Raw genomic sequence first — 13,499 nt, forward strand, 5'->3', positions numbered from 1 at the left:
ATGGCATTCAAAAAAGAAAATCGTCCCCGTCCAGTGTTTTCTCAAATCACTATCGGACTAGCTTCTCCTGACAGTATTTTAGAAAAAAGTTTTGGTGAGGTATTAAAGCCTGAAACCATTAACTACCGTACTTATAAGCCCGAAAGAGATGGCTTGTTTTGCGAAAGAATTTTTGGCCCGGTAAAGGACTATGAGTGTGCTTGTGGAAAGTACAAACGTATCCGTTATAAAGGTATCGTTTGTGACAGATGTGGTGTGGAAGTAACTGAGAAAAAAGTACGTCGTGAAAGAATGGGGCACATCAAATTGGTGGTGCCTGTGGTGCATATATGGTATTTTAAATCTTTACCGAATAAGATCGGTTATTTATTGGGGATGAGTTCTAAGAAATTAGAAACGATTGTTTACTACGAACGTTTTGTGGTAATTCAACCGGGTATCCGTGCTGATAAAGGTCAAAACTTCGGTGATTTGTTAACTGAAGAAGAATACCTGGATATATTGGACACTTTGCCAAAAGACAACCAATATCTTCCTGATGAAGATCCAAACAAATTCATCGCCAAAATGGGTGCTGAAGCAGTGAGTGATCTGTTGGCAAGAATCGATCTGGATCAATTAAGTTTTGATCTTAGAAATTCTGCTGCAAACGAAACAAGTCAACAACGTAAAGCTGATGCCTTAAAGCGTTTAAGCGTAGTGGAAAGTTTCCGTGATGCTAATACAAGAATCAACAACCGTCCTGAATGGATGGTAATGCAATATATTCCTGTTATTCCGCCTGAATTACGTCCGTTGGTTCCTTTGGATGGTGGCCGTTTTGCATCATCTGATCTGAATGATCTGTATCGTCGTGTTATTATCCGTAATAACCGTTTGAAAAGATTGATGGAAATTAAAGCGCCGGAAGTGATCTTACGTAATGAGAAACGTATGTTACAGGAAGCGATCGATTCATTATTTGATAACTCACGTAAATCAAATGCTGTAAAAGCAGAAGGTGGTCGTGCGTTGAAATCATTGAGTGATGTATTGAAAGGTAAACAAGGACGTTTCCGTCAAAACTTATTAGGTAAACGTGTGGATTATTCCGGTCGTTCTGTAATCGTTGTAGGACCTGAATTGAAGATGCATGAGTGTGGTTTACCAAAAGATATGGCTGCTGAACTATTTAAGCCGTTTATTATCAGAAAACTGATTGAAAGAGGTATCGTTAAAACGGTAAAATCTGCCCGTAAATTAGTTGATAAAAAAGAAGCGATCATTTGGGATATTTTGGAGAATATTTTGAAAGGTCACCCGATCATGTTGAACAGGGCCCCAACACTTCACAGATTGTCAATCCAGGCGTTCCAGCCAAAATTAATTGAAGGTAAAGCGATACAATTGCATCCTTTGGTTACTACGGCCTTCAATGCGGATTTTGATGGTGATCAGATGGCGGTTCACGTACCTTTAAGTAATGCAGCTATTTTGGAAGCTCAGTTGTTGATGTTATCATCTCACAACATCCTGAACCCACAAAATGGTACACCAATCACTCTTCCTTCTCAGGACATGGTACTTGGTCTGTACTACATTACCAAGGGTAAAAAATCTACTGAAACAGAAAAAGTAAAAGGCGAAGGAAAAGCATTTTATTCTGCAGAAGAAGTGATCATTGCTTACAATGAACAACAAGTAGATCTACATGCACATATTAAAGTAAAGGCCAACTACAGAAATGATGATGGTACTTTAACCTATAAATTAATTGATACAACAGTTGGTAGAGTATTATTTAACCAGCATGTTCCAAAAAGCGTAGGTTTTGTAAATGCATTATTGACCAAGAAATCTTTAAGAGAAATTATTGGTGATATCATTAAATGGACCAACGTTCCTACCACAGCTAAATTTTTGGATGATATCAAAACATTGGGATACCGTATGGCATTCCGTGGTGGATTATCGTTCAATATTAATGACCTGATCATTCCGGATATTAAACAGGAATTGATCGACAACGCAACTGTAGAGGTGGACGAAGTTTGGGAAAACTACAATATGGGTTTAATCACCAATAATGAACGTTATAACCAAACGGTAGATATCTGGAGTCGTGTGGATACAAGAATTACTGAAACATTGATCCGTGAATTAGCAGCAGATAAACAAGGGTTCAACTCTGTTTACATGATGCTTGATTCCGGTGCCCGTGGTAGTAAGCAACAAATTAAACAGTTGGCTGGTATCAGAGGGTTGATGGCTAAACCACGTAAATCTGGTTCATCAGGTAGTGAGATCATTGAGAATCCGATCTTATCAAACTTTAAAGATGGTTTGAATGTATTGGAATACTTTATCTCTACGCATGGTGCCCGTAAAGGTTTGGCGGATACGGCGTTGAAAACTGCGGATGCAGGTTACCTGACCCGTCGTTTAGTTGACGTTGCACAAGATGTGGTTATTAAAGATGAAGATTGCGGAACACTTCGTGGTATTGCAACTTCAGCATTGAAAGATAACGAAGATATTATTGAACCATTAAGCGATAGGATCGAAGGACGTACATCTTTACATGATGTATTCCATCCGGTAACAGAAGCTTTATTGGTAGGTGCAGGTGAAGAAATTTCACAAGATCATGCAAAAGCGATCGAAGAAAGCGGTATTGAAACTGTAGAGATTCGTTCAGTATTGACTTGCGAAAGCAAACGTGGTGTGTGTGTGAAATGTTATGGTAAAAACCTTGCATCTGGTTACTTAGCTCAAAAAGGAGATGCTGTTGGTATCATCGCTGCTCAGTCAATCGGTGAACCAGGTACTCAGTTAACCTTACGTACTTTCCACGTGGGTGGTGTGGCCGGTTCTGCTTCTGTAGAATCTACCCTGCCTTCTAAATTTGATGGTACTATTCAGTTCGATGGTTTACGTACAGTTGCCACTGAAGATGCTGAAGGTAAAAAGATCAATGTGGTTATCGGCCGTACCGGTGAGGTGCGTATCATGGATGTAAAAAATGATCGTTTATTGATCACTAATAACGTTCCTTACGGCGCTACCTTAAATGTAAAAGACGGTCAGGTTGTTAAGAAAGGAGATACCATTTGTACATGGGATCCGTTCAACAACGTTATCGTTTCTGAAATTGTTGGTAAAGTTAGATTTGAAGCTGTTATTGAAGGTGTAACCTTCCGTGAAGAAGCTGATGAACAAACAGGCCATAAAGAGAAAGTTATTATTGAAACAAAAGATAAAACCAAATTACCTTCTATCATCATTGAAGGTAAAGAACACAAATCTTACAACTTACCGGTAGGTAGTCATATCGTTTTGGAAGAAGGCGATGAAGTAAGAAGTGGCCAGGTATTGGTTAAGATCCCAAGGGTATTAAGCAAATTGAAAGATATCACGGGTGGTCTGCCTCGTGTAACAGAATTGTTTGAGGCAAGAAATCCTGGTAACCCAGCAGTTGTTTGTGAAATTGATGGTGTGGTTACTTTTGGTAATATCAAACGTGGTAACAGAGAGATCGTTGTAGAAGCAAAAGATGGCGTTGTACGTAAATACTTAGTTCCATTAACCCGTCAGATCCTTGTTCAGGATGGTGACTTTGTAAAAGCAGGAGCTGCATTAAGTGATGGTCAAACAGCACCGGCAGATATCTTGTCAATCAAAGGTCCGTTTGCAGTACAAGAGTACGTGGTGAATGAAATTCAGGAAGTTTACCGTTTACAAGGTGTGAAGATCAATGATAAACACATCGAAGTAATCGTTCGTCAGATGATGCGTAAAGTAACGATCGAAGATGCCGGTGATACTATATTCTTAGAAGGAGATACTGAAGATAAATTAGACTTTAACACAGAAAACGATAACATCTTTGATAAAAAGGTTGTTACTGATCATGGAGAAAGTACCAAACTTAAAACAGGTCAGATCGTTACACTTCGTGATGTGAGAGAAGAAAATTCTATCTTACGTAGAGCTGATAAGAAATTAGTTGAATACCGTGATGCAAGACCTGCAACTTCTTCACCGTTGTTGTTAGGTATCACTAAAGCATCATTAGGTACTCAAAGCTGGATCTCTGCTGCTTCATTCCAGGAAACTACTAAGGTATTAAGTAGTGCTGCTATTAACGGTAAAACCGATCTGATGATGGGCTTGAAAGAGAACGTTATTACCGGTCATCCGATACCTGCAGGTACTGGTTTGCGTGAGTTTGAAAACATGATCGTAGGTAGCAAAGAAGAATATGAATTACTACAAACTACTAAAGAAGCGATGAGCTTTGATGAAGAGGAGTAATATAATTTGCTGATGAAAATACAAAAGGGGTAAGATTAATTTCTTGCCCCTTTTTTGTGTGTGATTGGAAGGCAGCCCCTGATTTTTATCCAACATGTTGGATATGTTGCTGTGTATTCGGCAAAAAGGAATTATAAATATTGGGTCAGTTTGAAAATTATAATAAAAATAGTTTTATGGGTAAATGCTCTCCTGTTACTTTTTTTGCGGAAAAAAAGTAACCAAAAAAGCCGCCCCAAAACGATTACATCCCGTTTTGGGGATGGTTCCCTGATTAAACTTTTGTACTACTGTAAACTGGAAATTGGTAATTCTACATCATAATATATTTAAAAATTGACCCACCACTGAATTCTACATTTTGCGGTGTTTATCAAAAAAAATATTAATTTGAGTTTGCCATTTTAAATAATTATTGCTTACTCAAAACGATTGCCATGACTTACACCAATGATGTAAACCCATCTCTTATTCAGCAGTGGATAGCAGAGAAACTTGAGCCGCAGCAGCTTCGGGATAACCTGTTATCGCAGGGATGGGATGAAAGTATCATCAAAACTTATATCAGGGAATATAGGAGGGTGAAAAATGCAAAGCGCTTGACTGTTGGCTTTATTTGCCTGGCCACCGGGGCTTTTTTAGGATTTATCAGTTGTGTACTTACCATACTTAATCCGGTACCGGAATTGTATAACTGGATATTATACGGACTAACATCGGTAGCGTTACTGATCTTGTTTTTTGGGTTATATTGTATTTTTGAGTAGGAGGGTATACTGTTTCAGAAAGTTAGTGATGCTGCCAGTAGAGGTGGCTGCTATATAGATAGCTTAGTTAAATGACCTTTATCTGTTCCGTAGGGGTAGTTTCATCCCGAAAGGTTCCCCGGCGTTCCTGCAAGCTTTCGGGTATTCCCGAAAGTTCCCCCGGTTTTCCTGCAAGCTTTCGGGTAATCCCGAAAGTTCCCCAGAGTTCCGGCAAGGCACCGGTATCATACCGGAAACTTCCCCTGAGTTCGGGCAAGGCACCGGTATCATACCGGAAGCTTCCCCTGAGTTCCGGCAAGGCACCGGTATCATACCGGAAGCTTCCCCTGAGTTCGGGCAAGGTATCGGTATTGTACTGTGGTACTTATGGGATTTTTTTGCCGCTGCAGGTACTTTTATGATTCTTCCGCCTTCAGTGTAACAAGCGGAGCCAATGTTCAGCAATGATACAGCTGCCGATAGCCCAAATAAATATTAATGAACCGCCTTTGTATATTTTTTCTCTCCTGCGTTGATCGCTACCGTTAGTGCATTTTCTTTTGGCGGAATAGGACAGTGGTATCCGGTGGCATAACAGCAATAAGGATTGTAGGCTTTATTAAAATCAATGACAACTTTATTGTCGGCAATGTCTGTGATCAATATATCGATGTATCTGCCACCTTCATAGGTTTCGTTGCCGTTGGTGGCATCAGTAAAAGGAATGAAGAGATAATCTTTATACTCGTCGGTAAGGATCATGTCTTTTGATTGATAAACGATAAGCTGGTAGGTTTTATCGTTTATTACAAATGAAATTTTTCCGTACCTGTAATATTGCTGCATTGATTTGGCTGAGGTGGGCATTTTAAATCCTACCGCATCGTTTATTTTTTCAAAAGTTGCCACCACTTTGTAATTGCTATCAGGAGCAAAGAAATGGATCTCATTTCTATCCTGTCCTTTCACTACTTCATGCGTAGCAATATACATTCTCTGGTATTCTTTTATCTTATCGATATAACTGCCGGAATTGGTTTGTGCAAAGGTTAACTGGCTTAAAAAAATGCAACAAGCAAAAAGTATTTTGTTCACGTACAACGGTTTTGTTTAAAAGTGGTTTAATTATTTAGGTCCCCAATCGTCCATTCCTGTTTTATCTCCGCAGGCCAACATAACCACATATTCGTTGTCTGAATTTTTTCTTATCATTACCGCTACAGAAAAATAATCATATCCTTTTGCTGTAGAAGGAAGAGTAAAATGGCTAATGTTGAAACTGTTATTTGCATCGGCAGTTTTTGCAGTTCCGCTAAATTTAAGTGGTGCTCCTCCTTTCTTTAAAGTGATAGCGGCCGTTTTAACCTGGCTACATAAGTAGTCGTATTTAGCTTTTGCTTCTGCGAAACTTTTAGTTTCTGCGAAAGTTGCAAGATAGTAATTATAATAATCATAATCACTGATGATCACATCGCCAATGGTTGTGCCGGGCAGGCCTATCAGGCTTTCGTAGCCCAATTCTACAAAGTCGTAGAACACACTGTAATCGTCATTTCCCTGCAAGCCATAAAAATAATCGGGATAGGCTCTGCAAATAGTGGTCAATCCGTCAGAAAATGTTTTAGGTGCAATATTGATCAGTTCTCCGTAATTGTTATACAGCGATGTAACGGCTGTAAGAGAACCATTTTTCCATTTGCCCTTAACGCAATACCCTGTTTTATCTAATCGCCATCCGGTGCCGGTGAACTCTCCTTTAAGATACTCTCCGTTAAATAACTGATTGCTATTGTCTGCAAACCAGGCTTTGCCGGTAAATTCTGCTTTGCCTGTTACCTGGCCATAGTACACGGTTTTTTTATCTAAAGAAATACTTAATGCTTTTGGATCATTGAGATAATCTTTTTCATAATTACCCTCGTCGTAAAATTTACCGATCTTTAAAAAGTGTCCTAAGCCATAGGTTCCATCATCATTGTAAGTGCCAATTAACCTGGTAGAATCATCTCTTACAATGATCCCATCTATAAGGTATCCTTTTTTATATTTCCCAAAATATCTTTTTTTAGTTTTCAGGTCGTAGAAGAAACACATCTCTTCAAGCAGCTTTGTTGTTTTATCTGTGATGCCCATTAAGACCTGCTTTTCTGTTTTTTCAGAAAAGAATCTGCTGTCTTTTAAAAATGAAGGAAAAGATGCCGTGCCGGAACTTACCCAGTTGCCGTTCTTCCAGGTGCCTTCAAATAATTTTTTATTGCTCAATTCAAACTGATATCCATCTCCATCTTTTTTGCCATCCTTATACATATTGTCAGTGATCACATCGGCGGCACTGTTGATGAAGGTAGATCTGCCGTGATAAGTATTGGCTTTGAAGTTTCCCTGTAAAATACTGTTGTCACTAAATATCGAAATGCCTTGTCCATTCTCTTCCCCATTCAGAAACGACCCCACATATAGATCCTTATTGCTGTTAAAACTGGTGCCCTGCCCCGTTAGTTTTCCATTTTTCCAGTCTCCGCTGGAAAAACTACCATTACTCAAAAGTAGTACTCCCTTGCCCTCGAACTTACCATTTACAAAGTATCCTACATAGCGAAGCGCTGTGCCATTACTGTATATGGCCATGCCTAATCCATTAGGTTTGCCTCCTTTGATTTCTCCTATATAAGTGGTCTTAATATCCCATGCATCTTTAAGCGAATCTATTTTTCCGGTGGTGACTAACTGAGAATAAAGAAGAGTAAAAAAGTTGAGAAGGATTGCAGTTAAAACAAACTTTTTCATGGTTGTGTAGTTGAAAGGTTAGGGAATAAGGGCTTAATAAATGGTAAAATAAATAATCAGTTTAACTTTCACAATATCTATGGCGATAAATATTTAGGAAGGTAAATAGTTGCAGTGTAAAATTCTGTAAAAAAAACAGGTTTTGCAATACCCAATAATACGGATATCCGGAGTTGTGTTTTGGGACAATATTTTCCCCTGCAAACATGTATAAAGGGGAAAGCGTTAATTCATCATTAATACGTTTACGCTTCTTTGTAAAATATTAAAGGCTATTTCGGCCATGAGGTTCTCTTTATCCAGCGTGGGGTTTACTTCGGTAATTTCAAAGCAACAGATCTTTCTGTTTTGCATGAATTTGCTGATAATATCTTCTACTTCTCTTTCTTTTAAACCATTACTCACAGGTGTTCCTGTGCCCCTTGAAATGGAGGCATCTAAGCAATCAACGTCAAAGCTTACATAGATGTCGGTGCATTCTGATAAATAGCGCAACACTTTCCTGCAAATACTTTCAGCTCCGTTTCTTCTCACTTCTGCCGTTGTGATCACTTTTATACCATATTTTTCTATCAGTGCTTTTTCTTCTTTTTCATAATCTCTTAAAGATATAAGCACAATATCTTCGGGTAATATCTTGGGATAAATTTTACCGATATGCTTTAATTGATCCCAGATCTTTTCTGTTTTTTCATCCAGTTCATGCACTTTGCATGGCTTGTTATCTTCTCCGATAGCGGTGGCCAATGGCATACCATGCATATTGCCGGTAGGGGTGGTGTACGGCGTGTGCAGATCAGCATGTGCATCCATCCATATCACTCCTAATTTACTTTTTGGCTTGGCCATTTTGATACCTGCAATAGTGCCGCCGGCATTGCTATGATCTCCGCTTAATACAACAGGGAAAAAACCGGTTTTTATTGTATCGCAAACAGATTTGCTGATTCGTTCGTACAGGGTAAGTACACCGCTGATACGTTTGGCATACGGAGAATGAATGGGCTCAAATAGTAAGTTATTCTCTACTTCAATTTTTTCTGATGGGAAGTGGACAAAGAAATTGCTCATGAAATCGAGAGCGGCTATTTTGATCGCATCAATGCCTAAACTGGCACCACGGGTACCTGCTCCGATCTCACTAGGGATTTCTATCAGTTTAATATTTTTCATATTGCAATGTCAGCTGGTGTATACTTAAAGCTACGATTTTCTTACAATCAGACCAATTTGTGATCAAGCATTAATTGTTTTGATAATAGCAAAGCGAACAAACATCTCTTCGCTATACCAGTTTTCTTTTCTTGTTTTAGCAATAACGGTTGTATGCTCTTTCATAGTATATGCAAATTGTTTCATGGCCTCTTTATCTTTCCAAATGCTGAATGTAGCTTGTTTTATGAGAGGGATCTCTCCAATTCCGATCGACCTGATCAATCCTTCTGCCTGTAAGCTTTTAGCGGCAACCGGCTGTACATTTTTCCAGAATGATCGTAGTTTAGATAAGCGAATAGTGGCTCTTGTTAGTACTGCGATCTCTCCTGTATGGTCACTGTTTTTATTCGGTACCCCGAAAGGATCTTTACCATCCCATTTGCCATGGCCTTCAATTGGAGTTAATAAAATTGTATTTGTTTCTACCTTAAAAGTATGATGCCAGTTAGCAATAAAGGAACCATATAATTTTTTTACAGCGTTTGTTGAATCCAGTTTTTCAAGATCGGATGCATCTTTATATACAGAAAGGATCACCCATTGCTGCCAATCCGGGTGTATATCGAAACTTCCGTTTTTACCGCAGCCCATTAGTTTATAGAAGGAGATGTTTTTGTTGAGCAGTAACGGCAGGCGAAATATTGCCATAGACAGCAAAGCAAAATAGGTATATTTTTTAGGGTATTTCTGAATGGTGAGTGTAACAAACATAAATAGCTGTCGATAATTTTTCTAAAGATAAGTTAAACAAAAAAGGCTGTCTTATAAAGACAGCCTTTTGAGAAAATTGTTCGAATCTTATTGAGATAAAACAGTAAGCTTAATGGATGGATTAACGGTGAATTGAGCACCTGTATATAGATTTACCTTATTAACAGTAAGATCACTTGTTAAAACAGGGAATGGTGTAGCATGACCATATACTATTACAGTTGATGTAGGGCCCGGTATACGACCAGCTTCCCAGTTACCGCAATCAAAAACATCAGAAGTACCTTTATTACCTGTCCATACACTGATGTTGCTGTTTACCAATGCAACATTTGCTTTAGTATTTACAACAGCAGGAGCTGTATAATTTACCCTTACCCAGCATTTTTGCCCGGCAGTAGCATTGTTGGTGTTCCTAACTTTGGTTACTAACCATCCATCAGCAGCTGGAGTATAAGTAGTGGTAATCGGACTTGCTAAATTTGCTGCACCTGATGCAGTTGCCACAGCAATACCATTGTTGTCATAAATAGTTAAAGTAAGATCTCTGCCTGCTACTTCAATGCTATCAATTACTGCAGTAACAGTTGTACCGGCTTTAGCAAATACTCTACCTGCAACTCTTTCGTTTGTGGCATTGGTAGGTAAAGCACCTCCTTGGCCTAAACCAAGGCAATGGCTATCACCCAGGTCATCAGCCATTTCCCATTCCTGTGTGGTGCTTGGATCACGTGGTGGGGTATACGTTTTTAAATAATCATAAATATCTTGTACGGTTGTAAAAGTTACACCGGTTGGAGCTGGTGCCCAGATAGAATAACCATGACCTCTTGCGCCTGAAATTACATGTCCACATACAGCAGTTTTGATCAGTACTCTTCCATCAGGTTGCACAACTGATGTGGTAACACCATGTGCTCCTGAGTAATCGTATAATGCTTTTCCGATCCATGATGCATCTGCAACATTCACCCAAACTTGTTGATCAACTGAGTTATTGTAAGGAGCAGAACCATAAGCATCACTAATGCCAATAATTGCTTTTCCTCTTCTTTCAATTACAAAATGATCGGTACTTGATCCTGCCTGATAAAACGGAGCAGTACCACCAGTATAATTAGTAGGGAAGAACTGATCGCCGTCTTTAATATTTAATTTTTGATGCGCTTGTATGATATTTTCCAGATCTTTTCTGATAGGCAGATCTGTTTCACTGGTAGGCATATGGCTGTAGCGTTTACCTGTAGTTCCAATATCAAAAATATCTTCAAAGAATACTATCGGATTACCATTAAAAGCCATTGCTGCTGCATATGCTGCATATAACCTTGGTTCACGAGGATCAATATGTTGGCCGTTTCCTCCTAACTCGTTACCGGTATCCCATCCGGTGTTATCACCTAATGCTTTAGAAAAATTACCAACACTATCTAATTTTGGTCTGTACGTATCATGGCTATTTACAAAAGGTGAACTTCTGTAAACTCTTTTAGTGCCATAGTCCATCCAGCGTTTACTTTGAAGGTCGTACTGAAGATATTGCATGTTAAAATCACCTGGAGTAGTGTTTCCTTTAACCATTCTGTACAGGCCTCCGTTAGTACCATATCCTCTTAAAGCAAAATCAAATGCTCCTGTAGCTTCTTCATTACTATAATCGGTTAAACGAACACCGGTAACGTAGTTGTCTAATTCTGTTGCACCACCTACCCACTCACCAATGCTAAACATATTTTGACCACCGGCGGCCCATGAAGGAATATTGTATTTTACATCTCTTACTATATCTTGTTGTACATCAAAAGGGAAATGTTTTACAGCATCAAAACGATACCCATCTATACCGGTCTGACGTTTTAACCATTTCATCCAGTTTCGTACATTATTTTGCATGTAATCTGTTGTCTGAGCTGGGTTAACATAAGGACGTGTTACACCTTTGATAGTAGCCGATCCTGAAGTAGGAATGTTAGAGCTTTGTCCCGGAGCTGAAATGGTTTCATAATCGATATCCGGCCCAAAGTAAGCGGCTCTGATATCTCCATCATTATTAGGGATATTGGCATTTGGATAAAAATCTGTATAATTTTTAGGCCATCTTCCCGCTCTTGTAAAATAATCCAGTCTTGAGCTATCATCTATGATAGGAGTTTTGTAACAAACATATCTGAAGTTCTTGTACCCGTTATTAGTAGCCAATGAATACGCAGCAGAATCAATACCTCCTGCGTTAGAATTTGTTCCTGCACCATCATGATGGTTCAATACAGCATCGCAAATAACTTCTATACCATTTGCATGCATTACTGCGATCATTCTTAGCAGATCATCTTTTGTACCACTTCTGGTACTATCTCTGATACCGTCACCACCACCTTTTTGATACTTATCTCCCAGGTCATACGGATCGAAAGGACTATATCCAACGCTACCACCTGAACCATTCTTTACAAAAGGAGGTACCCAAATGGCATCAAAGCCAAGACCTTTTAATCTTGGAGCCAGATCGGTTAAATAACTACACCAGTTATAACGGTAGTTACTGTTCCAGTAATCCCACCAAAATCCTTGTAAAACTACTTTATGGATATAAGTAGACTTGTCTTGCGCCTGTGTATTGGAAACAGAGAGAGTTAGCAGCAAACCGGCCAATATTGACAGGACGAAAGATTTAAGAGAATGCCTCTTAAGGAGTAAACATGACTTCATAATCGTTAAAATATTATTGTGTAAATAATACACGAATATAAGGAGTTATTTTAAACCACCTTGAATTTTAACAAGATTTAATTTTGGTTAAAAGCGACTAAGCAGAATTGAGGATGATATTATTTTAATTCAACATAAATATCGGGGCCAAAGATCTTGATCAATGAATCCTTGATTATCAGCGGATCCTGGACAGGATTTTTAAATGGCATAGCGAGTCTGTACGAACTGCTATCGGCTGCAGCTAACATCACTAACTCATGCCCGAAAGAGCTAAATCTGGCCAGTGCTTTTTCAGCAGCTTCTTTGGTAGCATATTCTTTAACAACGATCTTAAACAGAACACTATCGGAAGGAGTGGTTACAGCAGCACGTAGGGTTGTATCTGGTTTTGCTATTACCGGGGTGTCAATTACAGGTGCCACTACAGCAGTATCAACAGTGCTGAGTGGGGCAGTAGCATTGTTTTTATAAAACAGAAAATAGTAAAGGCTTAGGCCGCCAACAACAGCTAATAAAATAAGCATTGCCAGGAGTAATTTCTTTTTACCAGAATCGTCTCTGCTTTCACTTTCAAACGATACACTCTCGTCTCTTTTCTCTCTTAGCTGTCTTGGAATGTCATCAATTTTTGGAGTGATAAATTGTCCTGGAATAAATTCATATTCACCATGCTGACTTTTTTGAACGGTACCTACACCTTCAATGGTAAGCGGTTTACCGATATTCAAAAATTGCTTTGCCAATATAACGAAAGAATCAAGGTCGGCTGATGCCAATGGTTTGATCTTACTTGTTTGCTTGGTGATAAAATCGATAAGAGCTTCGTCTTCTGTTGCCTTTAAATTATATTCAAAGCTGATGGCATTTTCAGGCATTACAAAATCTTTATCATTTTCTAAAGGCATTGCAACCGAAGGATTTAACCGAAAAGTGCCAATTCCCTGAAGGGTTACTTCTTTGGTGTTATATAAATGCTGAACTAGTAGTTGCTCTATTTTCACAGTAATTGATTTTGAGAAAAACAAACCTACCTAA

8 protein-coding genes are annotated in these 13,499 nt (G+C 38.9%); 2 read left to right on the forward strand and 6 right to left on the reverse strand.

What is annotated here, in order from left to right:
- Together rpoC and LK994_RS08860 are read left to right on the forward strand one after the other, a co-directional pair.
- The gene (gene rpoC, locus LK994_RS08855; protein ID WP_229759718.1) at positions 1 to 4,293 is read left to right on the forward strand and encodes a DNA-directed RNA polymerase subunit beta'; all 4,293 of its coding nucleotides are present in this window, start codon (positions 1 to 3) and stop codon (positions 4,291 to 4,293) included.
- A gap of 437 nt (positions 4,294 to 4,730) precedes the next feature.
- Positions 4,731 to 5,060 carry a hypothetical protein gene (locus tag LK994_RS08860; protein WP_229759719.1) on the forward strand — a complete coding sequence of 110 codons (330 nt, stop codon included), beginning with the start codon at positions 4,731 to 4,733 and terminating at the stop codon, positions 5,058 to 5,060.
- A gap of 474 nt (positions 5,061 to 5,534) precedes the next feature.
- Here the strand turns inward: LK994_RS08860 and LK994_RS08865 are convergent, their stop codons facing one another.
- From LK994_RS08865 to LK994_RS08890, 6 genes are all read right to left on the reverse strand, one after another.
- A complete protein-coding gene (locus tag LK994_RS08865) occupies positions 5,535 to 6,134 on the reverse strand; it encodes a DUF1684 domain-containing protein (protein ID WP_229759720.1) in 600 nt (199 codons plus the stop codon).
- 30 nt (positions 6,135 to 6,164) lie between these two features.
- Positions 6,165 to 7,826, reverse strand: a complete 1,662-nt coding sequence (locus tag LK994_RS08870; protein ID WP_229759721.1) for an MORN repeat-containing protein — start codon at positions 7,824 to 7,826, stop codon at positions 6,165 to 6,167.
- Between the two features lie 225 nt (positions 7,827 to 8,051).
- On the reverse strand, positions 8,052 to 8,999 hold the full coding sequence (locus LK994_RS08875) for an arginase (protein WP_229759722.1): 948 nt from the start codon (positions 8,997 to 8,999) through the stop codon (positions 8,052 to 8,054).
- A gap of 63 nt (positions 9,000 to 9,062) precedes the next feature.
- Complete coding sequence (locus tag LK994_RS08880; protein WP_229759723.1) at positions 9,063 to 9,752, reverse strand: spheroidene monooxygenase; 690 nt, start codon at positions 9,750 to 9,752, stop codon at positions 9,063 to 9,065.
- An 87-nt stretch (positions 9,753 to 9,839) separates the two neighbouring features.
- Positions 9,840 to 12,395, reverse strand: a complete 2,556-nt coding sequence (locus LK994_RS08885) for an alpha-amylase family glycosyl hydrolase (protein WP_229759724.1) — start codon at positions 12,393 to 12,395, stop codon at positions 9,840 to 9,842.
- Positions 12,396 to 12,580: 185 nt separating this feature from the next.
- Positions 12,581 to 13,465: a hypothetical protein gene (locus tag LK994_RS08890; RefSeq protein ID WP_229759725.1), complete on the reverse strand. Its 885-nt coding sequence runs from the start codon at positions 13,463 to 13,465 to the stop codon at positions 12,581 to 12,583.
- Positions 13,466 to 13,499: the final 34 nt, after the last annotated feature.

This window comes from Ferruginibacter lapsinanis (assembly GCF_020783315.1).
GTDB lineage: Bacteria > Bacteroidota > Bacteroidia > Chitinophagales > Chitinophagaceae > Ferruginibacter > Ferruginibacter lapsinanis.

Bases quoted from the DNA above. Each gene is read 5' to 3' on its own strand.
- rpoC (WP_229759718.1), top strand. From the start codon at position 1: ATGGCATTCAAAAAAGAAAATCGTCCCCGTCCAGTGTTTTCTCAAATC.
- LK994_RS08860 (WP_229759719.1), top strand. From the start codon at position 4,731: ATGACTTACACCAATGATGTAAACCCATCTCTTATTCAGCAGTGGATA.
- LK994_RS08870 (WP_229759721.1), bottom strand. From the start codon at position 7,826: ATGAAAAAGTTTGTTTTAACTGCAATCCTTCTCAACTTTTTTACTCTT.
- LK994_RS08875 (WP_229759722.1), bottom strand. From the start codon at position 8,999: ATGAAAAATATTAAACTGATAGAAATCCCTAGTGAGATCGGAGCAGGT.
- LK994_RS08880 (WP_229759723.1), bottom strand. From the start codon at position 9,752: ATGTTTGTTACACTCACCATTCAGAAATACCCTAAAAAATATACCTAT.